The organism is Bradyrhizobium sp. Bra78 (assembly GCF_024519855.1).
GTDB classification, from domain to species: domain Bacteria; phylum Pseudomonadota; class Alphaproteobacteria; order Rhizobiales; family Xanthobacteraceae; genus Bradyrhizobium; species Bradyrhizobium japonicum_G.
On the sequence record NZ_JALJRE010000001.1, the window covers coordinates 403,459 to 429,530 of the forward strand.

Genomic DNA, 26,072 nt, shown 5'->3' on the forward strand with positions numbered 1-26,072 from the left:
CGTCCCCGTAGCCGGTTGCTCCCATCTTTAAACTCATTTAGAAGCGTTCTAAATTCGGTTTAGAGCCGATTTGGACTGCAAGAGCTGGAGTGAACCATGCAGGGCGACGCAAAAGTTATCGACTATCTCAACAAGGCACTGCGTCACGAACTGACTGCGATCAACCAGTACTGGCTGCACTACCGCTTTCTCGACAATTGGGGCCTCCTCGACATGGCCAAGGTCTGGCGCAAGGAGTCCATCGAGGAAATGGAGCACGCCGACAAGCTCACCGCGCGCATCCTGTTCTTCGACGGCTTCCCGAACATGCAGGTGCTCGATCCCCTGCGCATCGGCCAGAACGTCAAGGAGATCATCGAGTGCGACCTCGCCGCCGAGATGAGCGCGCGGGCCCTGTACCAGGAAGCGGCGACTTACTGCCACGGCGTCAAGGACTACGTCACGCGTGACCTGTTCGAGAAGCTGATGAGCGACGAGGAGCATCACATCGACTTCCTCGAAACCCAGCTCGACCTGATCGGCCGCATCGGCCTCGAACTCTACACCCAGAAGCACGTCGGCGGGCTCGAGGGCGAGGGGCACTGAGCCCTGAGGTCGCCACACACTCCCGTATCGTCCCGGCCTCGCCGGCACGACACAAAGCTGGCTGCGCCGCCTACAGCTGCGCCTTGTAGCGCCCTTCCACGATCTCCTGACTGTCCGGCTCGCCGAGGCTGGTCTGGTCGTGGATGATTTCGGTGATGCTCGGCATCACCGAGCGCGGCACCTTCTCCGGGGACCATAGCTTCGAGCGTATCAGCGCCTTGCCGCAGTGGAAATAGACTTCGCTGACGGCGACGTTCAGCACCGCGCGCGGCGGCTTGCCGAACTCCACCATCGAGGCGAGCAGGTCCGGATCGGCCGACAGCGTGCCGCGTCCGCCGACCCGCAGCGTCTCGTCGATGCCGGGCACGAAGAACAACAAATGTACGAAGCCCGAGCCTTCGACGACGTTGCGAAAACTGTCGATCCGGTTGTTGCCGGAGCGGTCGGGCATCAGCAACTGGTTGGGGCCGGCGACGTGGACGAAGCCGATGCCGCCGCCGCGCGGCGACGCGTCCACGCTGCCATCGGTGCCAGAGGTCGCGAGCACGCAGAACGGCGACATCTCGATGAATTTCTTCGCATGCGCATCTATCGCGGGACGCGCTTTGGCGATCACGCGCGGGCTCGGCTTGGCATAGATGGTGGCGAGGTCTTCGGCGCAAAGATCAGTCACGAAGGTCTCCCTGATTGGAGGCTCGAGGATATCATTCCCCGGCCTGGTCGCTATCCCATTTCTCACGGCGCCACGGCCAGTCGACCACGCCAGCACAATACAGAGCCCACCAGATCAGGACCGGCTGAAGCACCAGCCGTGGCCCGTGGTACAGCCAACTGTTGGGGATGGGTGGCAGGTCGATGCCCTGCAGGGCGTGCCTGATGTTCGCCGGCCACACACAAAGCGCATAGAGCGCAAGTGCGACGCCCGCCCACCAGCGCAGCGGCTTCGTCACCAGCGCGATGGCACCTGCGATCTCGCAGACGCCGGTGACGAGGATGACCTGCATCGCAAAGGGGACCCAGCGCGGCGTGATTGCGAGCAGCTTGTCCGGAACCCAGAGATGCGCGATGCCCGCAGCCAGATAGAATGCCGCGAGAACGAAGCGCATGACGGTGCGTGTCCGATCGTTGGTGCGATTGATATCCATCAGCCGAAATAGCATGCGCGGCAGGGAGTGACCACCGAATGTCGCAGCGAGCGGGAGTAGCACAATCGGATGGTTCAGGTAGCGTTGAATACCAATTTCGCTTATAACGCGTGAGATAATTTTTCGATTTTAAAGAAAGGAATTCGCCATGGCCCCCACGCAGGCAATGCGGGTCGCGGGCGATGGGCCGCGCCGTCGCAAGCACGTCCCGGGACAGTTGATCGTTCGGTTGAAGCCGTCCGCCGTGCGGCAGATCGTGGCGATGTCACTTCAGGCGACGACGCCGCGTGCGCTGATGGCCGCGATGCCCGATGAAGTCAGAGGTCCGATCGATTTTCTGCACGACAAGCTCGGGCTTCAGTCGATGAAGCCGCTGTTCGTGGTCGATGGCGGTGATGCACCCGCGCGGCCGCAGGCGATGGCTTTGGCCGCGGTTCATCGCGCGATGGCACGCTCCGCAACGGCGGCTCCGCGGGAGGCGCTGGCCGGATTTCAGATCGTGCAGGTGAAGGACAGGAAGATGGACGAAGGAGTCCTGAAGAGCCTGCGTGCCTCCAGGGCGGTGGACCTGGTCGAGCCCGTTCCCAACCGATGGCTCAGTGCCGCGGCCGATCCCATGAAGATTCGGCAGTGGGGCCTTCGCGCCATCAGGTGGTTCGACAGACCGCGGCCAGGTGCGGGGCGGGTTCACGTTGCCGTGCTCGACAGTGGTGTCGACGCCCGACATCCCGATCTCGCAGAAACGATCGAGGAATATCGTCACGACGGCAACGTCGCGCGCGATTTCCTCGGCCATGGCACCCATGTCAGCGGCACGATCGCGGCCGTGGTCAATAATTCGGCCGGCATCGCAGGCGTGGCCAATTGCCGTCTGCATTGCTGGAAGGTGTTTGACGATCCCAAGCGCCCAGGCGACGACGAGAACTTCAACTTCGAGTTCTACAGCAAGGCGCTCGCGGCTGCGCTCGATTCCAGCATCAAGGTCATCAACCTCAGCATTGGGGGTGAGGACCATTCGAAGGCGGAAGCGACGATCTTCGCCGAACTGATCGATGCCGGCGTCGTCATCTCCACCGCCATGGGCAACGAGTTCGAGGACGGCAACCCGAAGGAGTATCCGGCGGGCTACGCGGACACGATCGGAGTTGGCGCCGTCGACGAGTCCCATCGGCGCGCCTCGTTCTCCAACACGGGGAAGCACATCAAGCTGGTCGCCCCGGGGGTCAACATCCTGTCGACGGTACCCCGGGTGAAGGCAAGCTTCGCCGACCATACCAGCTACGATTCCTGGCCCGGAACGTCGATGGCAACGCCGCATGTCACGGGTGCCGCCGCACTCGTCTATATCAACAGGCCGAAATCCAGGGCGGCCGGGCTTGCGGTCGCCAGGCGCCTGATCGCGACCGCGACGAAATTGCCGGCGATGCGGGGAAGGGATTTCACGCAAGAATATGGTGCCGGCCTCCTGGACGTTGCCGCTGCGCTCGGCCGTGCAAAGACGGGCAGGAAAATCGGCAGGAAAACCGGCAAGAAAACAGCCAAAGCGAGGAAGGGACGAAAATAGGTCTGCGACCTTGAACGGGCGCCGCGAACGGCTAGCTTCTCGGTATGTCCGTGCAGTTCAAATTCCACGATCGTGTCGATCAGCGCCGGCGGCGCATGATCATCAAGACGCTCGGCGATGCCGGCTATGTCGCCGAGAACCTGTTTCCGGGCCAGAAGCGGCAAAACCTCGCGGCGATCTTCACCGTCGCTGAGGCCGACGCCAAGTCCGTTCGCGCCGCGCTCGTCGATTTCGGCGATGACATCGAATATGTAGAGGCCGCGCCCAGGCGAGACCTCAAGGCCTGAGTGATCTACACCGCATCCGCCGGCACGAAGCAGCTGATGATGATGGCGCCGCGGTGGTGGACGTACCACACGACGGCCTGTCCGACCGGATTGCCGCGGTCGCGGATGATGGCGCGGTCGGGCACCTCCATCCATTGTCCCTCGATCGGCACCCAATAGTTGCCGCCCCGCACATCGTACTCGGTACGATGGCCGTCGGAAATGTCGCAGCAGGGCACGCCGTTCGGTGCGATCACACTCTTGAACCAGGCGCGGATGTCGGGCGGCACGTGGTCGTATTGGCCATTGTCGAACGCGAACGTGGCGCTCGTCAGCGCCATCGTCGCGGCCAGCCAAACGCACAGCGCGAGCCTGTGCATGCGATCCTCCGTCGCGTTCGATTCGTGTCGTTGATGCGATTAAGCCCGAGCTGTCAGCTCATTGCATGCTCAAATAATATGCGGCGCCGAGGCGCCGCATATGATGCGTTGCGATACGAGCGGCCTGCCGCGTTACATCGTCCCCTGCGGTGCGGTCTGCAGCAATTGCCTGATCTGCTCGACATAGAATTTCGCGTTGCCGGTGGTACCGTGGCCGCGGGTCTCGGTGCTTGCGGGGATCAGATACAGCTTGCCGTTCTTGACCCGCTTCATCGCAGCGTCCGTGATGCCGGTCTCGGGCGGGTTGCGCTCGTCGTCGGCGGAATTGATCAGCAGCAGCGATGCCTCGATCTGCTCCAGCTTCTCGCCGGCATTGTAGTCGTGCGAGGACTCCCATTGATAGACGAAGTCGTTCGCATCAGCCGTGATCGGCGTCGCCAGCCGTTCGTCGACGATCTTGTCGGCCTTGGCCGCCGTCGGCGCCTGCGATTGATAGGCCAGCGTTCCGCCGATGCTCGCGATGCCGTAGGCGGTGACGGCGTATTTCATCATGCGCGGCTGGCTGGTGTAATTGCCGCCATTGTAGTCGGGATCGCTGCGGATGGTGTCGAGCATGATCCGCCGCAGCATCCAGTTGCGCGACGCCATCTCGGTCGGCTGCGAGGCCATCGGGACCAGCGCGTCCATTGCCTTCGGATATTTCTCGCCCCACAGCCAGGTGTGCATGCCGCCCATCGAATTGCCGATGACGAGCCGCAGATGCTTGACCCCGAGCCCTTCCGTCACCAGGCGATATTGCGCCTCGACCATGTCGTCGTAATCGTATTTTGGGAAGCCCGCCTTCATCCCGTCGGACGGCTTCGACGATTTGCCATGGCCGATATTGTCGGGGATGATGATGTAATATCTGGACGCGTCGAGCGGCTGCCCCGCGCCGAACAGCTCGCCGGCAAAGGCGGGCGACAGCATGCTCGCGCCCGAGCCGCCGGTGCCATGCAGCACCAGCACCGGCTGGCCGGTCGGCTCTCCGACGGTGGTGTAGTGCAGCTTCAGTTCCGGCATGGTCTCGCCGGTGTGGAACTTGAAATCCCTGGCGATCCAGTCGCCCTGCTTGGGCGCCGGGTAGTCGGCGGCCATGGCGGGTATTGCGATGGACAGCAGGATGGCCGACAGCGCTGCGCAAGAAGCTTTCATGTTTCTCTCCCCATGCGGCTCGTATCCGGCGGCCGCGTTGGGGCGGAACTTAGCAGAATTGTCCGGAAGGATGTAGGATTTCCCTTCCGCCGATCGTCCTCGAGGGAAATGTCCGGAGAGCCTGCATGTGCCGCAACATCAAGACGTTGTTCAACTTCGAGCCACCCGCGACGGAGGACGAGATCCACGCCAGCGCGATCCAGTTCGTGCGAAAACTGTCCGGCTTCAACAAGCCGTCGCAGGCCAACCAGGCCGCCTTCGACCGCGCCGTCGCGGAGGTCTCGGAGGCCGCGCGAAAACTCCTGACGTCGCTGCACACCCATGCGCCGGCGCGCGACCGCGAGATCGAGGCGGAGAAGGCCAAGGAGCGTTCGCGGCTGCGCTTCGGTTAGGCGGATCGAACGTCCGTTCCGTGACCTGGCTCACGGTCTGGAGCGCCTCAACTTGCAATGATGCTCGCCGGGGTTTTGACAGCCCGGAGCACGATCATGAACCGCCCCCTTCTTCCGCTGAAAGCAGGTGCCATCGCCTTCACGCTGCTGTGGACCGCGTGGATGATGTGGTGGAGCGGTTCGTTCTCGAGCGCGAACGTCGTGATCCTCGCCCTGTGCGGCGCGGCGGTCGGCTATCTCTGGTACCGCGCCATGCGCTGGCAATTCGAGCGCATGGGCATGCTGCCGCGGCGTGAGGACCAGTAGCCGCTAATCCTTGTTGCCGTGCTTCTTCTTCTTCTTCTTTTTCCTGTGATCGTCGCCTTCGCTGCCGTCGTCCTCGTCATCGAGGGGTACGTCGTCGGCCTCCTGCACGGCGGCCTCCAGCGCCGCGCGCTCGGCAGCTTCATGCTCGCGCTGGCGGCGGCGTTCATCCCAGGCGTCGAAAAGCTGATCGAGCCACGGCAGCACCTGCTCGATCGACGGCAATGGGCCGGTCGGCCCGGGTTCGCCGCGCGGGCCTTGCGGCCCCGCCGGTCCCTGCGGTCCGATCGATCCCTGTGCTCCGGCGGCCCCGCGCGGGCCGGCTTCGCCCTGCTTGCCCTGCGGACCTGGCTTGCCCTGCGGTCCGGCCTTTCCGATCGGGCCCTGCTTGCCCTGCGGTCCCGGCTTGCCACGCGCGCCATCCGGCCCCCGCTTGCCCGGATGACCCTGCGGGCCCGGCCGACCCGGTTCGCCCTGCCGCCCTCGCGGTCCCTGAGGTCCCTGCCGTTTCTGTTCGTCTGCCACGCCACTGCTCCCTTGACCGGAAGCAAGCTACTTAGCGGCGTTTGACGACGGCAGCAATTCCGCCCGGGCAATGCGCAGGGCTTGATCAACATCAATCGGCGGCACGAGGCGCCGTGTCATTGATCGTGCGCAGTCCCGGCAAGGAGCGACCGATGCGCGTAGCGTGGAACGTCTTTTGCCTGTTCGCTGTCATCCTCGTGGCCGCGCTCGGCCTCGCTCACCTGCTGGTGCCAGACATCGTGCCGGTCGCATTCGCCGAGGAGCCGCAGCCGACATGGGCGGTCATGACGGCCTTCCTGCTCCGCACGATCGAGATGATCGCAGCGGCGGTTGCGATCATCTCACTTGCACTCTTAGCCGTCGCACATCTGCGGCGCGAGCTGCGACGCTGGTCGCGCGGTGCATCGTCACGCAAGGCGTCGCAGGCGGACTGACGTCACGCGCTAGTCGTGATAGGCAGGCACCTCGATGCCGGAAGCGGCATAGATCCTGATCTTGTTGCGCAGCGTCCGCACCGACAGGCCGAGCACGCGCGATGCGCGCGTCCGGTTGCCGTCGCAGCGCGCAAGCGTCTGGAGCACGAGCTCGCGCTCGACCTCGCCGACGGTCGCGCCGATCAGCAATGGAACGATCTGGTTGGGTGCAAGGAAATATGCGCCCGGTTCGGACGCAGCGACATGAACAGTGGTCATCGACTCACTCCCCGATCAACGCCCGCTTCCGTCTTTGGAAGCGGATCGAGAACAAACGACCCCCAAGCCGTAGATCTACGGTGGGCGGGTTTGGTTAACGAAAGGTTAACCGCGGGCGATCGCACCAATTGACCTCAGGAATACCCCGAAGCCGCCGCGATTGGCACGGATTGCATATTCCCGCGAGCATACTTCGCGTCAAAAAGCAGCCATCGCTCACACCGTTCGATATCCGCCATCCACCATCACGATCGTTCCCGTGACGTAAGACGACAGGTCCGAGGCAAGGAAGACTGCGGGGCCAACGATGTCCTCGGGCTTGCCGGTGCGCGCCAGCGGGGTGTGGTCGACGAAGGCCTGCACCAGCGCCGGATTGGTGGCGCGCACATTGGCGTTGATGTTGGTCTCGATGAAGCCGGGCCCGATCGCGTTGACGCGCACGCCGTCCCTGCCGAGCTCGACCGCGAGCGCCTTGGTGAAGCCGAGCACGCCGTGCTTCGAGGTGGTGTAGGCCGCCGAGCTCGGCGTGCGCAGATGCACGAAGGACTGGATCGAGCCGATATTGACGATACGGCCCTTGGCTGCGCGCAACGGGCTGAGGAACGCCTGCGTCATATTGAAGACGCCGTTGAGATTGAGCGAGATGATGTCGTTCCAGTCCTTCGCCACCGTCTCGGTCTCCGCGGTGAAGGCGTTGCGGCGGGTGATGCCGGCATTGTTGACGAGGATCGAAACCTGCCCGACCTTGTCGGCGACTTGCTTTGCCAGTGCAAAGCAATCCTCGCGTCTTGTCACGTCCAGCGCAAAGCTCTCGGCCCTGCCGCCGGCCTTGCGGATCTCCGCGGCGGCTTCCGCGACGGTGTCGGCGTTGACATCGAGCAGCACCACTTGCGCGCCCTCGCGGGCGTAGCCGGCCGCGATGGCGCGGCCGATGCCGGACCCGGCGCCCGTGACGACGGCGATGTGGTTTTGGAGAAGCGGCATGGGGTTTCCTCGGCTGTTTGTTTCGAATGTTGGCGGCAAGACTAGTTGAAAACCGAAGCGACGAAAACGTCGCGCGGCGCTCGCGCCTCATGCAATCGCGGCGAGGACACCCCTGTGTATGTGGCAAAGATGCCACGCCACCGCAGAAAGGGCGCCGGTTCGTGCCTGTCCAATCCGCGGTCGTTTGCGTCCAAGAAGTCTGGAGCCGCTGGCCTCACATCTTGTTCCGGACATATGGGGCCGCGACGATTCCGCGCGCCGATGGGGACAGGGGCGCATGAAGAAAGTCACATGCGGAAGTGCGGCGCTGATCGCGCTCGCGGTGATGGGGCGTGCCCTGGCGGCGGATATCGGGGCCGCGCCCGCCGACAAGGCCGCGCCGGCAGCGGCGTCGCCCTGGAGCGGCTTCTATGCCGGTCTCGGGTTTGGCTTCCGCGCCTCGCGCACCGACGCCACGACGACATCGGAGACGATCGCCGGCATCCCGCAAAATCTGGCGGATGGCCGGCCGACCGCCGCGTCCTTCGACGGGCTCGGCTTTCGCACCAGTTCCAATGTCGGATTCAACTGGCAATTTGCCCCGCAATGGGTCGCAGGCCTTGAGGGCGATGTCGGCTTCGCCGACCAGTCGACCACGCGCCAGTCGCAGGCGTTCTCGCCCGGCTTCAGCTTCTTTGCCCGGCCGCCCGATAGACTGACGGTGAAGACCGATTGGGACGCCAGCCTGCGTGCGCGTCTCGGCTTCCTGCTCACACCCGCCACGCTGGCCTATGCGACCGGCGGCGTCGCCTGGCAGCGCAGCGAATACAGTTCGATCTGTGCCATCGACGGCTGTCTTGACTTTGGCCTCTCGCCCTCCGTGATCTCGGCCTCACGCATCCAGGCCGGCTGGACCGTCGGCGGCGGCATCGAGACAGCGCTTGGCGGCAACTGGATTGCACGTGCCGAATATCGCTATGCCGATTTCGGCGCGACGCCTTTCACCATTGCACGAACCGGCCCTGCCGGTTCACCCCTCAATCCGACCTCGGACAATTTCGATCTGAAAATGCGGACTCACAATGCCTCGTTCGGCGTGGCCTACAAATTTGGCGACCCGATCGTGGCAGGAGCGCAGGCAGCGATCACCAAGGCAGCGCCGATCGCGACGTCGTGGACCGGCCCCTATCTCGGTCTTGGTCTCGGTGCCCGCGCGCTGCAGGCGAATGCGGCGGCGAGATCGGAAGTGTTTGGCGGTGCGCCGATCCCGATTGCTGAGCATATCGTGCCGTTCAACGGCACCGCGTTCCGCGCCAGCCCCTATGCCGGCGTCAACTGGCAATTCGCGCCCAAATGGGTTGCCGGTATCGAGGGCGACGCCGGCTTTGCCGACCGGAGCGCCACGCTTGCCGGATATCCGGTGTCGCCTGCCTTCGGCACCTTCCACGAGGCCGCCGATTCCCTTGTGGTGAAGACAACATGGGACGCGAGCCTGCGAGCGCGTCTCGGCTTCCTGGTGACGCCGGCGACGCTGCTATTCGCGAGCGGCGGTGCTGCGTGGCAGCATGACGAGGTGATCTCGACCTGCGGGAGCGCACCCTGCCGGACCTTGTTCAATCTATCGCCGTCGGTGATAGCGAATTCCACGACGAAGCTCGGCTGGACCATCGGCGGCGGCCTGGAGACGGCGCTGGGCCATCACTGGCTGGCGCGCGCCGAATACGGCTTTGCCGATTTCGGCACGTCGACTTACAGGATCAGCCGAACGTCGCACTTCGCGCCCAGCAACACCGTCGACACTTTCGATGTTACGCTGCGCAGCCACGTCGCGACCTTCGGTCTCGCGTATCAGTTCAATTGACCGGTGCGGGCTCCGGCCGCTTATCCGGTGGGTGGCGTGACGACGGCGATATGGTTAGCGAGCAATGCCATGACAATTTCGCTTCTAAGTTTCATGAAAAGCTAACTCGAAATTAAGGGGTCGGAAACGGCGGCCTTGGCATACTGTTCTTGATTGCTAAACGTTGCGCGCATGATGGAACGGCTTGAATCCTGGAAACTCGCTCTCGAACGCCTGCGGTCGGCGCAGCCGGCTGATTGGGCCGAGGCGGGCCGGCTCGTCGCCGAGATCGCGCGGATGAGCACCGACACCATGCTGCGCCAGGCGGCCGAGCAGGCGCTTCCGGTGCTGCGACAGGCCGTGGACAATGACGATCACGGCATCGCGCTGGCGGCCCAGCGCCGCATCGGCGTGGTTCTCGACGTCGTTCATGATCTGACCGCGCCGCGCTTCGGCCGCCGCAATGCCAAGCCGAAGAATCTATCCAGCGAGGATCGTGCCCGCAAGATGCTCGGCCTGCCGCTCGCGGTGCAGCTCACCTGCGAGGACATCAACCAGGCCTATCGCCGCGCCGCCAAGGGCATGCATCCCGACCGGGGCGGCAGCGCGGAAGCCTTCATCGATCTCGCCGCCGCGCGCGATATCCTGATCCATCCCGGCGCGCACAAGGACGCGTGAGAGCGCTCAGCTCTTGTTCACGCAGCTCGGATAGGGCGCGGCTTCACCTGCGACGATCAGGCAGAGCTCGATCGGGCTGAGCTCGCGCAGACGCGCCTGCCAGCGCTCGTCATTGACCGGCGGCTCGTCGCTTTCGGGGCCGCGCTCGGCCCATTGGATGGTGTAGTAGTCGCTCGCGCCCTTGAGCGTGACCAGCAGCGCGGTCTCGGTGTGCCGGGTCGGGCCGCTATCGATGCGGCCGCAGCCGATCACCGCGACAAAACCTTCGAAGCGGCCGAAATTCGCGGCGCCGAGCGATTTTGCCGCGAAGCTGTCGGGGCAGGCGGATATGAAGCCGCCGGCGATCGAGCCCGCGAATTTCTCCGGCGATGCACCCGGCGTCAGCGTCATGCCCTTCTCGCCTGTCACGGTGATCATCTGGGTCCAGCGCTCGGGCGTCTCGCCCTTCAGCACCGCCTCGCGGATGTAGTGCCCGCCCTTGGTGTTCTCGAACACAACGACGAAATTCGACGGCATCGCGAAGCTGACGAGCTGACCGAAGATCGGCGAGATCACGCGGAAGGATTGCGGCGCCTGCGCCTGGCTTGCGGAGGCGAGTGCGAAAGCAACGCCGAATATGGCGGCCGTCGTGGTGAGCGTGCGCATCGATTGATCCCGCAAGGAGTGGCTGGAAACGCGATCGGGCAAGGACGCTAGCATCGCATCCTTGCCCGACCCTTGTCGTCCGCCGATCGAAATCTTACCAGCTGCAGTGGCCGTCCTTCAACGCATGGTCCTTCAACATGAGCGCGTCGCCGAAGGTCGGCACGGTCGCGCTGACGCGGGCGTAGTCGGAGGGCCACGGTGTGGTCGGGATGCTCTCGTCCCAGATCTGGCAGAAACCGCCGTTCTGCCAGCGGATCAGATGATAGCCGGCTTCGGCCTGGCTGGTGGCTGCGAAGGCCGCAAGGGCAAGGCCCGCAGCAGCGCACAGCACGGAAATACGACGCATGATCAGCTCCTCAAATGAAAGTTGTGATGCGCCTCCCGACAAGGACGGGGAGGGGTGGTGCGGGACGCTTTGGGGGTGCGCGCCCCGGACAAGATGTGAGTAGTTCCATCGGCGGGGCAGGTTCAAAGCGCGTGCGCCGGAAATGGGTGATTTGGCCCGGGAAAACCAGCGGCCCGTCGAAAGGAAAAAGGGCGGACCGCTCGCGCGATCCGCCCCTTGAATTCGATCTGGCGCGTCAGGCTCAGAGCGTGCAGCGGCGCTCCGCGCGCAGCTTGATCTGGAGGTCCGAGGCCGCGGTGAAGGTCGGGAGCGGCTTGCTGACGACCTTGTAGGTCGACACGCCCCACTGCAGCGGCTTGTACTTCAGGTCCTCGTTCCAGACCTGGCAGATGCCGGTGTTGTCCCAGCGGATCACGTAATAGCCGACCTTGGCCGAGGCCGGCACGGCGAAGACGGAGGTGGCGATGCCGGCAACGGCACAAAGGGCGAGAACGCGACGCATGAAATAATCTCCTTGTGGGGAAGGGTGACCCGAAAATTCGTGCGGTAAAAGCAGGTGCTTTGCAAGCCGGGGAGCGGCAGTTCACGGATATGTCAGATGGAGCCGCGCACTTGGTTTGGCCGAGTGCCCGGCAAGTCACACGTGCAAGGCGTGACTCACTTCGCCAGTGACGCCACTGCCTCGATCTCGATCAGCATCTTCGGACCGGGCAGCGCCTGCACCACGCAGGTGGTGCGTGCAGGGTAGGGCGGCGGGCCGAACGCGCCGGCATAGAGCGCGTTCATGGCGGCAACGTCCGAGGCGCGGGTCAGGAGCACGTTGACCTTGACGAGGTCGCGAATGCCAGCGCCGGCCTCGTCCAGCACGCGCTTGATGTTGACGACGACGTTGGCGAACTGCGCCTCGAACCCGTCGGGCAGCGCGCCGGCTGCGTCGAAGCCGGGAATGCCGGAGACGAACAGGAGATCGCCGGCGCGCGTCGCAAAGGACAGCGGCGGCGCCTTGACGTGCGGCGGGGGCGCGAAATGCTGGATCGGCATGGGATCACCTCGGATGGGACGGTCGCGTGGCCCGCATCAGCGTAGCGGGATGCGGGGCAGTTGCAATCGGGATCGGGAGGGCCGGCGCAGGGGCAAAAGTAGAAAATGCGAAAACAACCCCATGCACAGTAGAGAAGTCGCTGGATTTCCTCGAATTCATTTAATCCGAAATATCGCTTGACCCGTCGGGCAAAGCAGGAGCAGAATGGCATGATCGCGATGGTGCCGGTGTGGGCGGGAGTTCGCCTCTCCCCGCGTGCGGCCCTCCGGGGGAGACGCCGGCATCCATCCGCACCCGTCATTGCGAGCGCAGCGAAGCAATCCAGACTGCCACCGCGGGAAGATTCTGGATTGCTTCGCTGCGCTCGCAATGACGGAGAATGAGGACTTTCCGCGAACTCAAGTCAGCACCGCACTTGCGGAAACTCATACCATCATGTTGCCGCCGCGATCCATCGGATAGATTCGACCCGTCTGATTCGATTCCCTCCTTGAAAAATAGCCCCCGGAGACGCCCCATGAAGTTCGCATCCACCTTCCGCGCCGCGCTGGTCGCAATTGCCGCCCTTGCCGGGCTCTCGACCTCGGCAATGGCCGATGGCGGCACCGTGGTGCTGACGATCTACAAAGCGGGCTGGATCATCGGCGGTTCCGGCGGCTCGGGCATGCTGAACTTCCGCGGCCGCTCCTATTCGCTCTCCACCGGCGGGCTCGACTACGGCCTCGTGTTCGGCGGCTCCAAGACCGTGCTGCGCGGCCGCGTCTCCAACATCAACCGCCCCTCCGACGTCGCCGGTGTCTACGGCGCCGCCGGTGCCGGCCTCGCTGTCGGCCGCGGCGCCCGCGCCATCGTGCTGACCAACCAGAAGGGCGCGGTGCTGGAGCTGTCGGGCTACCAGACCGGCCTGATGGCGAATGCGGATCTCAGCGGGCTTGCGATCACGATGCGGTAGGGCACGCGGTGCCGTAGGGTGGGGAAAGGCGCGCAAGCGCCGTGCCCACCATCATCTCCGTCTCCGCAATTACAGGCCTCATCCTGAGGAGGCTGCGGAGCAGCCGTCTCGAAGGATGGCCGCGGGCGAAAGGGACGGTGGGCACGCTTCCGCCTTCGCTCTTCGAGCTACGGCGGACAAGTCGCTTTGCCCACCCTACGAGATACGAAGCCCGGCCTACGCTCCCGTCACCGCCGCATGAATCCGCGCGCAATGCGCGACGAGATTTCTCTGCGCATCGACGAAGGCCTTCAGCGGCGTCGGGATTGGAAAGAAGAAAATGTTGGCGATGAAGCCGTAGATGCCGGCATCGACGCTGGTCGGCCGCTCGCCATGGACGAAGCCGTTCGCCGGCACGATCTCGGCCAGCACCTGCAAATCGGCGAGCCCTCGCGCGTAGGCCTGATCGGGCGTGTAGCGGCCGATGCCCTGGTAATGATAGCGCTGTGCATTGTACGCCTTCGCCTTCTCGAATCCGTCCGCGTCGATCTGCGGATGCTGCGCGATGAAGCCGTCGCGGAACGCCGGATAGAAGCGATCGTCCTTCCAGCGCGAATACGACATCACCCAGTAGAGGTCGTCGAGCATGCGCGTGACGAAATGATTGGTGCGGCGCTGCTCCGGCGATAATGCGGCATCGATGCCCAGGCGATATTTCGCGGTCGCGTGCGCGATGATGGTCTCGCTGTCGCCGATGGTCTCGCCGTCGTTGACGACGTAAGGCAGCTGCCCGCGCGGCGCGGCCGAGGCATCGAAGACGTGCTCGTGCACGAACGGCACGCCGGCGAGCTTCAGGAAGGCGTAGACCTTGAGGCCGTAACCGTTGTTGTCGGCGACGCCGAACAGTTCGGGATAGGAGTAGAGGGTCAGCATGGGACGCTCTTCCGCGTTGGGGGCAGCATGCAGGGGAGCCGTGGCGGACGCAATGAGGGAGTGCCCCTACGAACGCGACGCCGCGTTGAACACCGCCAGCTGCGCCTCGAACGCCCGCCGGAACGCCGGCCGCGCCTCGCCGCGGGCGACATAGGCGGCGATGTCAGGGTATTCGTCGAGCAAGCCCGATGTGTGCAACCGGCGCAGCACGGTCACCATCATGAGATCGCCGGCGCTGAACGCGCCGTCGAGCCAGTCGGCATCGCCGAGGCGGCGGGACAATTCGCCGAGCCTGACACGGACGCGATCCTGCAGCATGGGCAGTCGCTCCGCGTACCAGCTCCTGTCGCGCTCGAACAGCATCGCCATTCCGAGCTCGACGACCGGCGGCTCCAGCGTGCTCAGCGCGGCGAACATCCACGCGATCGCGCGGCTCCTGGCGTTGGCGTCGTCGGGCAGCAGCCCGGCATGACGCTCCGCGATATGGAGCACGATCGCGCCGGACTCGAACAGGGTGAGAGTGCCGTCCTCATAGGTCGGAATTTGCCCGAACGGATGCAACGCAATGTGCGCGGGTTCCTTCATCGCCTTGAACGATACGAGGCGCACATTGTAGGGCTGGCCGACCTCTTCCAGCGCCCAGCGCACCCGCATGTCGCGGGCCTGTCCCCGGCCGCGGTCGGGAGAGCTTTCGAAGGCGGTGATGGTGGGATGCATCTGGGAACTCCGGAGTGAATGCGATTTGTCCAAAGGACGAACGGCCGACGCGGATTCCGACATGATGAGGCTTTGCCCGCGCGACAGTTTGGCGGCGTGATCCACTTCGCCAGGTCGCCCTGGATCGCTATACTGCCAATCTCAGCAGGATGGTGTGCCCATGGGAAACGAATTGGAAGGCAAGGTTGCCGCCGTGACCGGGGCCGCGTCCGGCATCGGATTGGCAAGCACCGAGGCGATGTTGGCCGCGGGCGCGCACGTGGTGATGGTCGACCGCGACGCCGCCGCGCTCGAGGCGCTCTGCAACAAGCACGGTGACGCGGTGATTCCGCTGGTCGTGGACCTGCTGGATCCAAAAGACTGCGGATCGCTGCTGCCGCGCGTTCTGGAGAAGACAGGCAAGCTCGACATCCTGCATGCAAATGCGGGGACCTATGTCGGCGGCGACCTGGTCGATGCCGACACCACGGCGATCGACCGGATGCTGAACCTGAACGTCAACGTCGTGATGAAGAACGTGCACGACGCGCTGCCGCACATGATCGCGCGCCGGACCGGCGACATCATCGTCACGAGTTCGCTGGCGGCGCATTTTCCGACGCCATGGGAGCCGGTCTATGCGTCGTCCAAATGGGCGATCAACTGCTTTGTCCAGACGGTGCGGCGCCAGGTCTTCAAGCACGGCATCCGCGTCGGCTCGATCTCGCCCGGCCCGGTCGTCAGCGCACTGCTCGCGGACTGGCCGCCCGAGAAGCTGAAGGAAGCCAGGGACTCCGGCAGCCTGCTGGAGGCCAGCGACGTGGCCGAGGTCGTGATGTTCATGCTGACCCGGCCGCGCGGCATGACCATCCGCGACGTGGTGATGCTGCCGACCAATTTCGATCTTTAGTGTCCAGGATGCGTAGCTCTCGTAGGGTGGGCAAAGGCGCGCTCTTCGCGCGCCGTGCCCCACCGTTTTGCCGGATTTGTGGAGAGATGGTGGGCACGGCGCAAGAGCGCCTTTGCCCACCCTACGAAGCGATCCAAGCCGCGAGCTCCCGCCACGGCTCCAGCGTCCAATGCCCGGACGCCGCGCCGGACGGCGAGGGCAGCACGAACACCTCGGGCAAACTCTCGTCGCGCTGCTGCCGCCCGAGCGCAATCGCAGCCGACGGCCTGCCATAAAACAAACTCGCGGCCTTCTTGCTCGTGAACGCAATCGTCCGCGGCCGATATTTTTCGATCTTGGCCTTGAAGCCGGGTACGTCGATCGATGCAGCCTCGATCTGGTGATCCATCCCGGCGCCCGACTTGGACAGATCAGTGAAGCCGATCCCGAGCGCGATCAGCTCCGCGAACTCCCCCGGCTGATAGCGCCGCGGCGTGATGCCGGCCTCATGGATCGCGCGCCAGAAGCGATTGCCGGGATGGGCGTAGTAGTGCCCGCGCTCGGCCGAGCGCGTCGAGGCGGCGGTGCCGACGAAGACGAGGCGGAGGTTGGGGCGGAGCTGGTCGGGGAGGCGGTGGGTAATACCGTCGGGCAAGTATGGGTCCGTGGCATGGGTTAGAACGCGGTGAGGTAAGTTGCCTCAACGATAAAAGCTACCGCACCCGCTTTACTCTCTTTTCGACGAGTTGAGTAATAGTTGGATCGTACATCATTTCGGGAAAATGGAGATTTACCACTCGTGGATCTTTGACCACGATTGCTAGTACGACGGAGGCAAGGTGAGAAACTTTGTCGATGCCAATCCCTTGGAGAGCAGCAAACGTAGTTCGAGAGTCCTGTTTGCGCTGATGTAGTGCGTTGGAAAAATAAAAGTGGTATCGGGCGATCATTTAAGATTGTGTCGATGAGATAGGCCTTAGCAGGAGTTGGCCATACTGCATTTCGCTGAAATTCGGGGGCAAGGCTTAGCTGTCCATTTGAAAAGAGCTGATGCAGCAGCGCTATGTCCTTCGTAGTAGGGCTCCGTTTTGTCATCCAAAAATCTCCGGCGCTGGCGGCCACAAGTCCGCCAGCTTGATCTCAGTTTATTCTATGAGGACTCGCGTCCGTTACAACACCCGATTGCTCTCTTTCACCTTCTCCGCATCCAGATACACGCTTGAGCCCATCTCCTTGAACTTCGCGCTCATCTGCTTCATGCCGTCCTCGGCCGTGCCGCTCAGCGACATGCCGACCGAGTTGGGGTCATTCAGCGTCGCCGCATAGTCCCGCACGTCCTGCGTGATCTTCATCGAGCAGAACTTTGGTCCGCACATCGAGCAGAAATGGGCGACCTTGTGGGCTTCCTTCGGCAGGGTCTCGTCGTGGAAGTTCTTGGCGGTCTCGGGGTCGAGACCGAGGTTGAACTGGTCGCTCCAGCGGAAGTCGAAACGGGCGCGGGAGAGGGCGTCGTCGCGCAGTTGCGCCGCCGGGTGGCCCTTGGCGAGATCGGAGGCGTGCGCCGCGATCTTGTAGGTGATGACGCCGACCTTGACGTCGTTACGATCGGGCAGGCCGAGATGCTCCTTCGGCGTGACGTAGCAGAGCATGGCGCAGCCGAACCAGCCGATCATGGCGGCACCAATGCCCGAGGTGATGTGGTCGTAGCCCGGCGCGATGTCGGTGGTCAGGGGCCCGAGGGTGTAGAACGGCGCTTCGCCGCACTCCTTGAGCTGCTTGTCCATGTTGATCTTGATCTTGTGCATCGGCACGTGGCCGGGGCCTTCGATCATCACCTGGCAACCCTTGTCCCACGCGATCTTGGTGAGCTCGCCGAGCGTCTCGAGTTCGGCGAACTGGGCGCGGTCGTTGGCGTCCGCGATCGAGCCCGGGCGCAGGCCGTCGCCGAGCGAGAACGAGACGTCATACTTGCGCATGAGGTCGCAGATCTCGTCGAAATGCGTGTAGAGGAAGCTTTCCTTGTGATGCGCCAGGCACCACTTCGCCATGATCGAGCCGCCGCGGCTGACGATGCCGGTGACGCGGCTGGCGGTGAGGTGGATGTATTGCAGGCGCACGCCGGCGTGGATGGTGAAATAGTCGACGCCCTGCTCGCACTGCTCGATCAGCGTGTCCTTGTAGAGCTCCCAGGTCAGCTGCACCGGATCGCCGTTGCACTTCTCCAGCGCCTGGTAGATCGGAACGGTGCCGATCGGCACCGGCGAATTGCGCAGGATCCATTCGCGGGTGGTGTGGATGTTGCGGCCCGTCGAGAGGTCCATCACGGTGTCGGCGCCCCAGCGGATCGCCCACACCATCTTCTCGACCTCCTCCTCGACCGAAGACGTCACGGCGGAGTTGCCGATATTGGCGTTGATCTTGGTGAGGAAGTTGCGGCCGATGATCATCGGCTCGAGTTCGCTGTGGTTGATGTTGCAGGGGATGATGGCGCGGCCGCGCGCGATCTCGCTGCGCACGAACTCCGGGGTGATGAAGGCGGGGACTTCCGCGCCAAAGCTCTCGCCGTCGGCGAGCGCTGCTTCGGCGCGTTCGAGCTGCTCCTTGCGGCCGAGATTTTCGCGGGCGGCGACGTAGATCATCTCCTTGGTGATGATGCCGGCGCGGGCGAATTCGAGCTGCGTGATCTTGTGGCCGTCGAGGCCGCGCAAGGGCTGATGATAGGCCGAGAAGGCGCGCGCGGCTTTGTCGGTGGAGACGCTGCCGTTGTCTTCCGGCTTGATCTGGCGGCCCGCATATTCCTCGACGCCGCCGCGTTCCAGCACCCAGGCCTTGCGGCCGCGCGCGAGGCCGGCGTTGACGTCGATGGTGACGGACGGATCGGTGTAGGGACCGGAGGTGTCGTAGACCGGCAGGTTCGGCTCGCCCGCACCCTCGGACAGGATGATCTCGCGCAGCGGCACGCGCAGCTCGGGCGCGGCGTCGGGGGACGCGAAGATTTTTCGCGACGAGGGGAGCGGGCCGGTGGTGACGGCGGGGACGGTCTTGTCGGGATTGGAGCGGATGTTCATGGGATCCTCCGGTTTAATTCTGGTGGGCGTGCGTACGGGCAACGCCGGTGAGTTCTTGTTCCGTCATTGCGAGCGAAGCGAAGCAATCCAGAAATGCTTCCGCGGAAGCAGTCTGGATTGCCTCGTCGCAAGTGCTCCTCGCAATGACGGGTGGAGAGAGCGTGGGCATCACGCCGCCTCCGCGGACAGGCCGAGCCATTGTTTGACCCGCGCGTCCGGGTCGGCATTCTGGGTGACGTCGCTGACGACGGCGATGGAATCCGCACCCGCGGCAAAGATCTCCGCGGCGTGCTCGAACTTGATGCCGCCGATCGCGACCAGCGGGATGCTGCCGATGCGCTGCTTCCATTCCGTGATCTTCGGAATGCCCTGCGGTTCGAAGCGCATCGATTTGAGCGTGGTGAAGAAGATCGGGCCGAGCGCGACGTAGTCGGGTTCTGCGGCGAGCGCGGTCTCGAGCTCCGTACCGTCATGGGTGGAGACGCCGAGGAGAAGGCCGGCCTCGCGAATGGACTTGAGGTCCGCATCGGCGAGGTCTTCCTGGCCGAGATGCAGGTACTTTGCACCGGCGACGATCGCCGCACGCCAATAGTCGTTCACGACGAGCTTTGCCTGCGTGCCGTTGGTGATGGCCAGCGCGTCGGTGACGATCTGGAGCGCTTCGGCGTCGTTCAGATCTTTCGAGCGCAGTTGAATCGTGCCGACGCCGAGCTGCGTCAGGCGCTCGACCCATTTGAGGCTGTCGACGACGGGATAAAAGCGATCAGGATACGGCATGCCAGAACGGGGTCCCAACGACAGGGGTTGAAGGGGAGGCGAAGTCGCGGGCGTTCATCAGCCCGGCCTCAAAGGCGGTGCGGCCGGCATCACAGCCCAAGCGGAAGGCGTTGGCCATGGCGACGGGATCGGCGGCTTTGGCGATGGCGGTGTTGAGCAGCACGGCGTCATAGCCGAGCTCGAGCGCCTGCGCCGCGTGGCTCGGCGCCCCCAGGCCGGCGTCAACCACCAGCGTGATGTCGGGCAGCCGCTCGCGCAGCAGCCTGAGCGCATCGCGGTTGGTGATGCCTTTGGCGCTGCCGATGGGGGCGGCCCACGGCATCACCACCTTGCATCCGGCATCGACCAGGCGGCTCGCGACCGAGAGATCCTCGGTGCAATAGGGGAACACTTCAAAGCCGTCCTTGATCAGGATGGCGGCGGCCTCGACCAGGCCGACAACGTCGGGCTGCAGCGTGTCGTTGTCGGCGATGACTTCGAGCTTGATCCAGGACGTGCCGAACAGCTCGCGCGCGAGCTTGGCGGTCGTCACCGCCTCGCGCACGCTGCGGCAGCCGGCGGTGTTCGGCAGCACGGCGACGTCGAGCTCGCGGATCAGCTTCCAGAACGCGTCCCCGGTCTTGCCGCCGGCGGCCTCGCGCCGCAGCGACACCGTGACGATGTTCGAGCCTGAGGCGCGGATCGCCCCCTGCATGATCGCAGGCGAGGGATAGAGCGCGCTGCCGATCAGCAGGCGCGAGGCGAAGGTCTTGCCGTAGAAGGTCACCATGTTCTCACCCTCCCTGCCGCGGCGTGATGATCTCGATCTCGTCGCCTGCCTTGAGGTGGGTCTCGGCCCAGCGGCTTTTCGGCACGACGTCGAAGTTGAGCGCAATCGCGAAATGGGTGCCCTCGTAATCGAGCTCGGACAGCAGCGCATCGACGCTGGCCGAGTTCACCTCGCGCTGCTCGCCGTTGATGATCAAACGCATTGGACGATCACGCGCATTGCATCACCTCATTGTCGATCTGGCCGCGCTGGACGTACTGCAACGTCAGCTCGGCGAGCGCGGGCGCGATCAGGAAGCCGTGGCGATAGAGCCCGTTGACGCTGATCCTGCCGCCGCGAATGCCGATACGCGGCAGATTGTCGGGGAAGGCCGGCCGCAGGCCCGAGCCGAATTCGACGATGCGGGCCTCGCCGAAGGCGGGATGCACGGCATAGGCCGCGCCGAGCAGCTCGAGCGCCGAACGGACGCTGACGCCGGTGTCCTCGGCCTCGATCGAGGTCGCACCCAGCATGAACAGGCCTTGCTCGCGCGGGATCACATAGAGCGGCCAGCGCGGATGGATCAGGCGCACCGGGCGCGAAAGCTCGACCTCGCCGGTCTCGATCAGGATCATCTCGCCCTTGACGCCGCGAAGCTCCGGCTGCTCGTCGCGCGCGGCCAGGCCGCGGCAGTCGATCACGATGCCGTCGAGGTCTTGCAGATCTTGGGCGGAAACGTCGCTGGAGAATTTGATGGTGCCGCCGGCAGCTTTGATGCGCTCGTGCAATTTGGGCAGCACGCGGCGCGGCTCGACATGGCCCTCGGTCGGGAAGAACAGCGCGTCGCGGAAGCGGCCCTCCAGCGACGGCTCGAGCTCGGCGAGGCCGGCGGCATCGAGCCGGCGGTGTCCCCCGGTCATCCGGGCAAAGCGCTCGAAATCGTTGCGCTCGCGCGGGTGGGCGACGACGAGCGAGCCGTTGAACGGCGTATCCGGCAATTCGCGCCGCCAGATGTCGAGCGAGCGCAGGCCGAGCCTGGAAATGACGGGTTCGGCGACCTCCGCCTCGCACCAGGGCGCCAGCATGCCGCCGGCCCAATGGCTGGTGGCGTCGGTCATCGCCGCGTCACCGCGCTCGTGTAGCGTCACGGCATGGCCGGCCTGCGCGAACAGCAGTGCCTGCCATGCGCCCGCAATGCCTGCGCCGATGATGGATACCGGGGAATCCGGTCGCTTGGTCGTCTGCAACATCCCTGTCCCTTCGCCGGCATGACCCGGATCAGGTTCAAAGGGTCACCGCGGTCCTGGGCGGATTGCCCATTTAGCGGTATCTCAGCTCCTCCTCGGAGCACCCCTCGGAACGGCTCTAATGTATGCCAGTGGGGCGTGGTGTCAATGTATGTTGCCGGGAACCGGGGTTACTTCGGCGCCTGGGCGCGAGCGTTGCGGACGCGCTGGGCGAGCTTCCTGTGCGGCGTCGCGCCGAACATGGGCTGCGGATTGCCGTTCGGCTCGAGCCAGGTCTCGCCGACATTGGCGACCTGCACGGCCTCCTGCCGCTGCCGTTTTGCGGCGTAGTAGTAGCCGCCCGCGAAATAGCGCACGGCGCGGGCATGGTCGCCATTGGCGGCGTGATAGGCGCCGGCGAGGTATTTCACGGCATAGGTGAGGTTGGTGTTGGGATCGCGCAGCCCGGCGGCATCGCCGGTGTAGCCAACCCCGCGAGCGGTCGCGAGCTTGATCTGCATCAGCCCGATGGTGCCGCCACGGCCGACGAGGCCGGGCTGATAGCGGCTCTCGCGCATGATGACGCGATGCACCAGCGCCTCCGGCACGCCGTTGGCGCGGGCATGGGCCGCGACCATCTCGGCGTATTCGGCTTCGCCCGCGAACGCGGCCTGCGGTAACACCAGTCCGGCCGCGAGCAGCGCGGCAACGCGTAAAATTTTCATCGGATATCCCGGATGTCCCTGAGCAACCTGCGCCCGGCCTGCCGTTAGGCCCCCCGAACGCGGCGATGATGTGGCCAAACGCCGCCGTTCTCGTTTTCGCAGCGCCGAGCCGCTATTACGACTCAATGCCGGCGCAAGAGTTCCCTCAGGCAGGACAGCTCGCGACAGCACGCCTGTCTATTCGCGCAAGCCTGCGAAAGCGAGTATGCAAGCGCTGCAAATCGGGAGAGGTGCCATGACAAAAGCAACCATGGTCGAAGCCAGCACCGGCGACATCCCCAAGCAGAACCCCTGTGCCCAGTGCGGCGCGCCGATCGCGCAGCCCGACTGGATCGAGCCGGGCGAGGGGCGCGTCTCGTATCTCTGGACGTGCCACGCCTGCAGCTACCGCTTCGAGGCGATCGCGATCTTCGATGAGCCTGCGGCCATCGCGTATCCGCCACTCGCAGCCTGAGATCAAGCCGCCAGCCGCGGCTGCTGCCACACCGGCAATTGCATCCGCACGATCAGGCCGTGCGGCTCGCGGTCGTGCAGCGAAAGCTCGCCGCCATGGGCGATCGCGATCGCGCGCGCGATCGACAGGCCGAGCCCGAAGCCGGTGGACTCGTCCATGGTGCGCGCGTCGTCGCCGCGCACGAACGGCTCCAGCATCTCCTGCTTGCGCGCATCCGAAATGCCGGGACCGTCGTCCTCGACGTCGATGACGAGTTTCGTGCCCGACATCTGGAGGCGGATCGTGACCTCGGCGCCGAAGCGCACCGCGTTCTCGACGAGGTTGGTGATGCCGCGATGCAGATCGTCGGGCCGCGCCGCGGCGGTCGCGGAGAGCGGGCCGTCATAGTGCACGACATGGCCCATGTCGCCGAACTGGTCGGCGATGAGCTGCAGCGTGCTCGCGATGTCGACCAGCGTTACCGCCTCGATCTTGCGATCGTTGCGCAGCAGCGACAGCACCGATTCCAGCATCGAGCGCATCTGGTCGAGGTCGATCAGCATGCGCTTGCGGTTGCCCTCGTCCTCGATGAACTCGGCGCGCAGGCGCAGCCGCGTGATCGGCGTGCGCAGATCGTGGCTGATCGCGGCCAGCATCCTGGTGCGATCCGACATCAGCCGCGCGATCCGCTCGTGCATGCGGTTGAGCGCGCGCGCGACCGAGCGGATCTCCTCCGGACCGCGCTCGGGCAGCGGCTCGCCGGCGACGTCGAGACTGAAATTTTCTGCGGCCTTGGCGAAGGACGACAGCGGCGCGGCCAGCGCATAGGCCGCCCACAGGCCGAGCATGGTGACGCTGATCAGCGCGAACAGCAGCGTGATCATCCACGGGCCGCCCCAGAATCGCGGCGGATAGGGTCCCTGCTCGACCCGGCCCGCGATCATGGTGCCGTCGGGCAATCCGATCGCAATCCGGTGTGTGCCGGCCTGCGGCGCCAGCGCCGTGACGCTGTATTGACGGCCGAGATGCCGGCGGACGTTGTGCACGTGCGGGCCGTCGCTGTTCCCGGCGGCCGAGACGGTCCCTGGCGCGAGCAGCTCGATCCCGGCCTTCGGGAACGCCCGCGCGATATCGGCGAGGATGCGTGGCCGCTCGCCGGCATCGGCGCCGTCGAGCAGGAGGGCCGCATCGGCGAGCTGATGTGCGCTGTCGGGCGGCGGATCAGCGCGGTCCGGCCGGCTGATCAGGAAGCTGACGGTGAGGATCAGATGCAGCGCGACGATCGACGCCACCACCAGCGCGGCGATCTGTCCGCCGATGCTCTTGAGGTGGAAGAAGCGGAACGGCATCATGAGGGCCGCCCCACTAGTTGCCCAGGGGCGCCGCGATCGCTTCGTTGCTCGCCGCTTCAGTTCCAGCAGCTTCAGTTCTTGGCGTGAACAGATAGCCGCCGGAGCGCACCGTCTTGATGATGGTCGGATCGGCCGGATTGGGCTCGATCTTGCGGCGGATGCGGCTGACCAGCACGTCGATGGAACGCTCGAACGAGCCGGTGTTGCGGCCCTGCGTCAGGTCGAGCAGGCTGTCGCGCGACAGCACGCGGCCGGGCCGCTCGCAGAACGTGCGCAAGAGATCGAACTCGGCGCTGGTCACCGCGACGCGGGCGCCTTCCGGATTGCGCAGCTCGCGCAGGCGCAAATCGATGCGCCAGCCTTCGAAGGCGAGCGTGGAGGCCCCCTCGATCGAGCTCGCCGCCTGAGCGGCGGCCTGCCGGCGCAGCACCGCGTTGATGCGCGCGAGCAGCTCGCGCGGGTTGAAGGGCTTCGACAGATAATCGTCCGCGCCCATCTCGAGGCCAACGATGCGATCGACGTCCTCGCCCCGCGCGGTCAGCATGATGATCGGCGTCTGCCCCTCCGACCGCACCTTGCGGCACAGGCTGAGGCCGTCCTCGCCGGGCAGCATGACGTCGAGGATGATGAGGTCGACGCGATGATCGGCCATCGCGCGCGACATCTCGCGGCCGTCGCTCACGGCAGTGACGTTGCAGGCGTTGTTGCGCAGGTACTTCGCGATCAACGTCCGGGTTTCGCGGTCGTCCTCGACGACCAGGATGTTGGGATTGGGAATGGCCATGCGCTTTGTTTGTCCAAGATTCGGGCCAAATGGCGAAGATTTTTGTTTCGGATTGTTTCCATGGTCCACGCCGCAACACCGGGACACGACCTGGTCGTGGAGCGGCAAGGTCTCGTTAAGCCCGTTAACCATACCGTGACGGCGTTTGCTACGAAACCCCGCAAAACCCACGGAGCCATGATGACCTCGATTTCGGCGGCCTCCGCCGGTAACTACCAGTCGCCGCTGCAGCGACTGCAGCAGGAACTGCAATCGGAAGTTTCCGCCGGCACGGTTTCGTCGTCGGACCAGTCGGCGCTCTCGACGGCGCTGACCGACATCGACACGGCCTTGCAGTCGAGCCGGTCCAGCGATCAGTCGAGCGGCACGCCTCCCTCCAAGGACGAGCTTCAGTCGAAGATCGACGACCTCATCTCCAACGAGGTGTCGAACGGGACGCTGACCTCGGACCAGGCCGACGAGCTCAAGAACGTGTTTCAGTCCGCCTTCGCGAGCGGTCCCGGCGGCGCAGGCGGGCCGCCGCCCGGTCCGCCTCCGGATGACAGCTCTTCGGATTCGTCGTCGACGGATTCGACCAGCAGCACGTCGACCGACTCCACCACGGCGGAAATTCTCCAACAGTTCCTCCAGGCGCTGCAGCAGTCGCAATCGTCATCGTCGTCCTATGGCGCCAGCGGCAGCTCATCCGGCAGCTCGGATTTCTCGGCGCTTCTGATCGATTACAAGAGCTGACCTGAGCGACGCGGGTCGGCGCGTTCCTCGCCGCGGTCGTGCTTCACCCAGGGCGCACGGTCGGCGGCGGGGAACGGTGCGCTGCAAAATGTTCCTTAGTGATTCTGGAACAATCGCACGCGTTCACGCGCGCGCATCGCGCGACGAAATTGCAGCACGCAAGGAACTGCGAGTGATCAGCGCTGTTTTCTCCGTATCAGTTTTTTGCTGAAGGAGAG

General features: G+C 64.8%; 34 protein-coding genes and 1 riboswitch. Of the genes, 12 read left to right on the forward strand and 22 right to left on the reverse strand.

Going from position 1 to position 26,072, the window contains the following annotated elements; translation table 11 throughout:
• Positions 1–96 precede the first annotated feature (96 nt).
• On the forward strand, positions 97–585 hold the full coding sequence (bfr, locus tag OC450_RS01920) for a bacterioferritin (protein ID WP_011089420.1): 489 nt from the start codon (positions 97–99) through the stop codon (positions 583–585).
• Positions 586–655: 70 nt separating this feature from the next.
• Here bfr and OC450_RS01925 read toward each other — a convergent pair whose 3' ends face one another.
• Positions 656–1,258 carry an MSMEG_1061 family FMN-dependent PPOX-type flavoprotein gene (locus tag OC450_RS01925; RefSeq protein WP_262047060.1) on the reverse strand — a complete coding sequence of 201 codons (603 nt, stop codon included), beginning with the start codon at positions 1,256–1,258 and terminating at the stop codon, positions 656–658.
• Between the two features lie 31 nt (positions 1,259–1,289).
• Positions 1,290–1,691, reverse strand: coding sequence for a DoxX family protein (locus OC450_RS01930; protein WP_249129123.1), 402 nt, complete (start codon positions 1,689–1,691; stop codon positions 1,290–1,292).
• Between the two features lie 187 nt (positions 1,692–1,878).
• On the opposite strand from OC450_RS01930, the gene OC450_RS01935 reads away from it, so the two are divergent.
• Both OC450_RS01935 and OC450_RS01940 read left to right on the forward strand, forming a co-directional pair.
• The gene (locus OC450_RS01935; RefSeq protein WP_262047061.1) at positions 1,879–3,294 is read left to right on the forward strand and encodes a S8 family peptidase; all 1,416 of its coding nucleotides are present in this window, start codon (positions 1,879–1,881) and stop codon (positions 3,292–3,294) included.
• A gap of 44 nt (positions 3,295–3,338) precedes the next feature.
• Positions 3,339–3,581, forward strand: a complete 243-nt coding sequence (locus OC450_RS01940; RefSeq protein WP_211384424.1) for a hypothetical protein — start codon at positions 3,339–3,341, stop codon at positions 3,579–3,581.
• Between the two features lie 5 nt (positions 3,582–3,586).
• Here OC450_RS01940 and OC450_RS01945 read toward each other — a convergent pair whose 3' ends face one another.
• Both OC450_RS01945 and OC450_RS01950 read right to left on the reverse strand, forming a co-directional pair.
• Positions 3,587–3,940 (reverse strand): hypothetical protein, encoded by a 354-nt coding sequence (locus OC450_RS01945; protein WP_262047062.1) that lies wholly within the window; start codon positions 3,938–3,940, stop codon positions 3,587–3,589.
• Positions 3,941–4,072: 132 nt separating this feature from the next.
• Positions 4,073–5,134 (reverse strand): alpha/beta fold hydrolase, encoded by a 1,062-nt coding sequence (locus tag OC450_RS01950; protein WP_262047063.1) that lies wholly within the window; start codon positions 5,132–5,134, stop codon positions 4,073–4,075.
• Positions 5,135–5,259: 125 nt separating this feature from the next.
• Between OC450_RS01950 and OC450_RS01955 the strand changes: the two genes are divergently transcribed.
• Together OC450_RS01955 and OC450_RS01960 are read left to right on the forward strand one after the other, a co-directional pair.
• Positions 5,260–5,526: a DUF2277 domain-containing protein gene (locus tag OC450_RS01955; protein WP_211384427.1), complete on the forward strand. Its 267-nt coding sequence runs from the start codon at positions 5,260–5,262 to the stop codon at positions 5,524–5,526.
• A gap of 96 nt (positions 5,527–5,622) precedes the next feature.
• Positions 5,623–5,832 (forward strand): hypothetical protein, encoded by a 210-nt coding sequence (locus tag OC450_RS01960; RefSeq protein WP_211384428.1) that lies wholly within the window; start codon positions 5,623–5,625, stop codon positions 5,830–5,832.
• A 3-nt stretch (positions 5,833–5,835) separates the two neighbouring features.
• Here OC450_RS01960 and OC450_RS01965 read toward each other — a convergent pair whose 3' ends face one another.
• Positions 5,836–6,354, reverse strand: coding sequence for a collagen-like protein (locus OC450_RS01965; protein ID WP_262047064.1), 519 nt, complete (start codon positions 6,352–6,354; stop codon positions 5,836–5,838).
• Positions 6,355–6,506: 152 nt separating this feature from the next.
• Between OC450_RS01965 and OC450_RS01970 the strand changes: the two genes are divergently transcribed.
• Entirely contained in the window at positions 6,507–6,788 is a 282-nt protein-coding gene (locus OC450_RS01970) for a hypothetical protein (protein ID WP_262047065.1), read from the forward strand.
• 9 nt (positions 6,789–6,797) lie between these two features.
• Here OC450_RS01970 and OC450_RS01975 read toward each other — a convergent pair whose 3' ends face one another.
• A complete protein-coding gene (locus OC450_RS01975; protein ID WP_211384431.1) occupies positions 6,798–7,046 on the reverse strand; it encodes a helix-turn-helix domain-containing protein in 249 nt (82 codons plus the stop codon).
• 216 nt (positions 7,047–7,262) lie between these two features.
• Positions 7,263–8,030, reverse strand: a complete 768-nt coding sequence (locus OC450_RS01980; RefSeq protein WP_211384432.1) for an SDR family NAD(P)-dependent oxidoreductase — start codon at positions 8,028–8,030, stop codon at positions 7,263–7,265.
• Between the two features lie 277 nt (positions 8,031–8,307).
• On the opposite strand from OC450_RS01980, the gene OC450_RS01985 reads away from it, so the two are divergent.
• Entirely contained in the window at positions 8,308–9,870 is a 1,563-nt protein-coding gene (locus OC450_RS01985; RefSeq protein WP_262047066.1) for an outer membrane protein, read from the forward strand.
• Between the two features lie 171 nt (positions 9,871–10,041).
• On the forward strand, positions 10,042–10,527 hold the full coding sequence (locus tag OC450_RS01990) for a J domain-containing protein (RefSeq protein WP_262047067.1): 486 nt from the start codon (positions 10,042–10,044) through the stop codon (positions 10,525–10,527).
• 6 nt (positions 10,528–10,533) lie between these two features.
• Here OC450_RS01990 and OC450_RS01995 read toward each other — a convergent pair whose 3' ends face one another.
• From OC450_RS01995 to OC450_RS02010, 4 genes are all read right to left on the reverse strand, one after another.
• Positions 10,534–11,172, reverse strand: coding sequence for a hypothetical protein (locus OC450_RS01995; protein WP_211384435.1), 639 nt, complete (start codon positions 11,170–11,172; stop codon positions 10,534–10,536).
• A 94-nt stretch (positions 11,173–11,266) separates the two neighbouring features.
• Positions 11,267–11,518, reverse strand: coding sequence for a hypothetical protein (locus OC450_RS02000; protein WP_211384436.1), 252 nt, complete (start codon positions 11,516–11,518; stop codon positions 11,267–11,269).
• 241 nt (positions 11,519–11,759) lie between these two features.
• Positions 11,760–12,020, reverse strand: a complete 261-nt coding sequence (locus OC450_RS02005) for a hypothetical protein (protein WP_211384437.1) — start codon at positions 12,018–12,020, stop codon at positions 11,760–11,762.
• 155 nt (positions 12,021–12,175) lie between these two features.
• Complete coding sequence (locus OC450_RS02010; protein ID WP_262047068.1) at positions 12,176–12,559, reverse strand: RidA family protein; 384 nt, start codon at positions 12,557–12,559, stop codon at positions 12,176–12,178.
• Between the two features lie 518 nt (positions 12,560–13,077).
• Here OC450_RS02010 and OC450_RS02015 point away from each other — a divergent pair.
• Positions 13,078–13,512, forward strand: a complete 435-nt coding sequence (locus OC450_RS02015) for a hypothetical protein (protein WP_211384439.1) — start codon at positions 13,078–13,080, stop codon at positions 13,510–13,512.
• A 216-nt stretch (positions 13,513–13,728) separates the two neighbouring features.
• Here OC450_RS02015 and OC450_RS02020 read toward each other — a convergent pair whose 3' ends face one another.
• A complete protein-coding gene (locus tag OC450_RS02020; RefSeq protein ID WP_262047069.1) occupies positions 13,729–14,424 on the reverse strand; it encodes a glutathione S-transferase family protein in 696 nt (231 codons plus the stop codon).
• 66 nt (positions 14,425–14,490) lie between these two features.
• Entirely contained in the window at positions 14,491–15,141 is a 651-nt protein-coding gene (locus OC450_RS02025) for a glutathione S-transferase family protein (RefSeq protein WP_262047070.1), read from the reverse strand.
• A 160-nt stretch (positions 15,142–15,301) separates the two neighbouring features.
• Here OC450_RS02025 and OC450_RS02030 point away from each other — a divergent pair, with 160 nt between their 5' ends.
• Positions 15,302–16,030, forward strand: a complete 729-nt coding sequence (locus OC450_RS02030; RefSeq protein WP_262047071.1) for an SDR family oxidoreductase — start codon at positions 15,302–15,304, stop codon at positions 16,028–16,030.
• A 121-nt stretch (positions 16,031–16,151) separates the two neighbouring features.
• Here the strand turns inward: OC450_RS02030 and OC450_RS02035 are convergent, their stop codons facing one another.
• The 7 genes from OC450_RS02035 to OC450_RS02065 all read right to left on the reverse strand — a co-directional run bounded on the left by OC450_RS02035 (position 16,152) and on the right by OC450_RS02065 (position 22,553).
• A complete protein-coding gene (locus OC450_RS02035) occupies positions 16,152–16,664 on the reverse strand; it encodes a mismatch-specific DNA-glycosylase (protein ID WP_262047072.1) in 513 nt (170 codons plus the stop codon).
• A gap of 514 nt (positions 16,665–17,178) precedes the next feature.
• Positions 17,179–19,077, reverse strand: coding sequence for a phosphomethylpyrimidine synthase ThiC (thiC, locus tag OC450_RS02040; protein WP_262047073.1), 1,899 nt, complete (start codon positions 19,075–19,077; stop codon positions 17,179–17,181).
• A 168-nt stretch (positions 19,078–19,245) separates the two neighbouring features.
• A complete protein-coding gene (locus tag OC450_RS02045) occupies positions 19,246–19,854 on the reverse strand; it encodes a thiamine phosphate synthase (RefSeq protein ID WP_262047074.1) in 609 nt (202 codons plus the stop codon).
• Positions 19,841–20,623, reverse strand: coding sequence for a thiazole synthase (locus tag OC450_RS02050; RefSeq protein WP_256805958.1), 783 nt, complete (start codon positions 20,621–20,623; stop codon positions 19,841–19,843). Before OC450_RS02050 ends, OC450_RS02045 begins: the two co-directional genes overlap by 14 nt.
• Before the next feature lie 4 nt (positions 20,624–20,627).
• On the reverse strand, positions 20,628–20,825 hold the full coding sequence (thiS, locus tag OC450_RS02055; protein ID WP_211384447.1) for a sulfur carrier protein ThiS: 198 nt from the start codon (positions 20,823–20,825) through the stop codon (positions 20,628–20,630).
• A gap of 7 nt (positions 20,826–20,832) precedes the next feature.
• Positions 20,833–21,852, reverse strand: coding sequence for an FAD-dependent oxidoreductase (locus tag OC450_RS02060; RefSeq protein ID WP_256805959.1), 1,020 nt, complete (start codon positions 21,850–21,852; stop codon positions 20,833–20,835).
• A riboswitch (TPP riboswitch) is annotated at positions 21,840–21,967 on the reverse strand. It overlaps the preceding gene by 13 nt.
• 52 nt (positions 21,968–22,019) lie before the next feature.
• Positions 22,020–22,553 carry a lytic transglycosylase domain-containing protein gene (locus OC450_RS02065; protein WP_211384449.1) on the reverse strand — a complete coding sequence of 178 codons (534 nt, stop codon included), beginning with the start codon at positions 22,551–22,553 and terminating at the stop codon, positions 22,020–22,022.
• A 235-nt stretch (positions 22,554–22,788) separates the two neighbouring features.
• On the opposite strand from OC450_RS02065, the gene OC450_RS02070 reads away from it, so the two are divergent.
• A complete protein-coding gene (locus tag OC450_RS02070; protein ID WP_211384450.1) occupies positions 22,789–23,007 on the forward strand; it encodes a hypothetical protein in 219 nt (72 codons plus the stop codon).
• Between the two features lie 2 nt (positions 23,008–23,009).
• Here OC450_RS02070 and OC450_RS02075 read toward each other — a convergent pair whose 3' ends face one another.
• Together OC450_RS02075 and OC450_RS02080 are read right to left on the reverse strand one after the other, a co-directional pair.
• The gene (locus OC450_RS02075) at positions 23,010–24,338 is read right to left on the reverse strand and encodes an ATP-binding protein (RefSeq protein WP_262047075.1); all 1,329 of its coding nucleotides are present in this window, start codon (positions 24,336–24,338) and stop codon (positions 23,010–23,012) included.
• Positions 24,339–24,351: 13 nt separating this feature from the next.
• Positions 24,352–25,122: a response regulator gene (locus OC450_RS02080; RefSeq protein ID WP_211384452.1), complete on the reverse strand. Its 771-nt coding sequence runs from the start codon at positions 25,120–25,122 to the stop codon at positions 24,352–24,354.
• A 180-nt stretch (positions 25,123–25,302) separates the two neighbouring features.
• On the opposite strand from OC450_RS02080, the gene OC450_RS02085 reads away from it, so the two are divergent.
• Positions 25,303–25,854: a hypothetical protein gene (locus tag OC450_RS02085; protein WP_211384453.1), complete on the forward strand. Its 552-nt coding sequence runs from the start codon at positions 25,303–25,305 to the stop codon at positions 25,852–25,854.
• Positions 25,855–26,072 lie beyond the last annotated feature (218 nt).

Coding starts and splice junctions, on each gene's coding strand:
- bfr (WP_011089420.1), top strand. CDS start 97: ATGCAGGGCGACGCAAAAGTTATCGACTATCTCAACAAGGCACTGCGT.
- OC450_RS01930 (WP_249129123.1), bottom strand. CDS start 1,691: ATGCGCTTCGTTCTCGCGGCATTCTATCTGGCTGCGGGCATCGCGCAT.
- OC450_RS01935 (WP_262047061.1), top strand. CDS start 1,879: ATGGCCCCCACGCAGGCAATGCGGGTCGCGGGCGATGGGCCGCGCCGT.
- OC450_RS01940 (WP_211384424.1), top strand. CDS start 3,339: ATGTCCGTGCAGTTCAAATTCCACGATCGTGTCGATCAGCGCCGGCGG.
- OC450_RS01945 (WP_262047062.1), bottom strand. CDS start 3,940: ATGCACAGGCTCGCGCTGTGCGTTTGGCTGGCCGCGACGATGGCGCTG.
- OC450_RS01950 (WP_262047063.1), bottom strand. CDS start 5,134: ATGAAAGCTTCTTGCGCAGCGCTGTCGGCCATCCTGCTGTCCATCGCA.
- OC450_RS01955 (WP_211384427.1), top strand. CDS start 5,260: ATGTGCCGCAACATCAAGACGTTGTTCAACTTCGAGCCACCCGCGACG.
- OC450_RS01960 (WP_211384428.1), top strand. CDS start 5,623: ATGAACCGCCCCCTTCTTCCGCTGAAAGCAGGTGCCATCGCCTTCACG.
- OC450_RS01970 (WP_262047065.1), top strand. CDS start 6,507: ATGCGCGTAGCGTGGAACGTCTTTTGCCTGTTCGCTGTCATCCTCGTG.
- OC450_RS01975 (WP_211384431.1), bottom strand. CDS start 7,046: ATGACCACTGTTCATGTCGCTGCGTCCGAACCGGGCGCATATTTCCTT.
- OC450_RS01980 (WP_211384432.1), bottom strand. CDS start 8,030: ATGCCGCTTCTCCAAAACCACATCGCCGTCGTCACGGGCGCCGGGTCC.
- OC450_RS01985 (WP_262047066.1), top strand. CDS start 8,308: ATGAAGAAAGTCACATGCGGAAGTGCGGCGCTGATCGCGCTCGCGGTG.
- OC450_RS01990 (WP_262047067.1), top strand. CDS start 10,042: ATGATGGAACGGCTTGAATCCTGGAAACTCGCTCTCGAACGCCTGCGG.
- OC450_RS01995 (WP_211384435.1), bottom strand. CDS start 11,172: ATGCGCACGCTCACCACGACGGCCGCCATATTCGGCGTTGCTTTCGCA.
- OC450_RS02000 (WP_211384436.1), bottom strand. CDS start 11,518: ATGCGTCGTATTTCCGTGCTGTGCGCTGCTGCGGGCCTTGCCCTTGCG.
- OC450_RS02005 (WP_211384437.1), bottom strand. CDS start 12,020: ATGCGTCGCGTTCTCGCCCTTTGTGCCGTTGCCGGCATCGCCACCTCC.
- OC450_RS02010 (WP_262047068.1), bottom strand. CDS start 12,559: ATGCCGATCCAGCATTTCGCGCCCCCGCCGCACGTCAAGGCGCCGCCG.
- OC450_RS02015 (WP_211384439.1), top strand. CDS start 13,078: ATGAAGTTCGCATCCACCTTCCGCGCCGCGCTGGTCGCAATTGCCGCC.
- OC450_RS02020 (WP_262047069.1), bottom strand. CDS start 14,424: ATGCTGACCCTCTACTCCTATCCCGAACTGTTCGGCGTCGCCGACAAC.
- OC450_RS02025 (WP_262047070.1), bottom strand. CDS start 15,141: ATGCATCCCACCATCACCGCCTTCGAAAGCTCTCCCGACCGCGGCCGG.
- OC450_RS02030 (WP_262047071.1), top strand. CDS start 15,302: ATGGGAAACGAATTGGAAGGCAAGGTTGCCGCCGTGACCGGGGCCGCG.
- thiC (WP_262047073.1), bottom strand. CDS start 19,077: ATGAACATCCGCTCCAATCCCGACAAGACCGTCCCCGCCGTCACCACC.
- OC450_RS02045 (WP_262047074.1), bottom strand. CDS start 19,854: ATGCCGTATCCTGATCGCTTTTATCCCGTCGTCGACAGCCTCAAATGG.
- OC450_RS02050 (WP_256805958.1), bottom strand. CDS start 20,623: ATGGTGACCTTCTACGGCAAGACCTTCGCCTCGCGCCTGCTGATCGGC.
- thiS (WP_211384447.1), bottom strand. CDS start 20,825: ATGCGTTTGATCATCAACGGCGAGCAGCGCGAGGTGAACTCGGCCAGC.
- OC450_RS02060 (WP_256805959.1), bottom strand. CDS start 21,852: ATGTTGCAGACGACCAAGCGACCGGATTCCCCGGTATCCATCATCGGC.
- OC450_RS02065 (WP_211384449.1), bottom strand. CDS start 22,553: ATGAAAATTTTACGCGTTGCCGCGCTGCTCGCGGCCGGACTGGTGTTA.
- OC450_RS02070 (WP_211384450.1), top strand. CDS start 22,789: ATGACAAAAGCAACCATGGTCGAAGCCAGCACCGGCGACATCCCCAAG.
- OC450_RS02075 (WP_262047075.1), bottom strand. CDS start 24,338: ATGATGCCGTTCCGCTTCTTCCACCTCAAGAGCATCGGCGGACAGATC.
- OC450_RS02080 (WP_211384452.1), bottom strand. CDS start 25,122: ATGGCCATTCCCAATCCCAACATCCTGGTCGTCGAGGACGACCGCGAA.
- OC450_RS02085 (WP_211384453.1), top strand. CDS start 25,303: ATGACCTCGATTTCGGCGGCCTCCGCCGGTAACTACCAGTCGCCGCTG.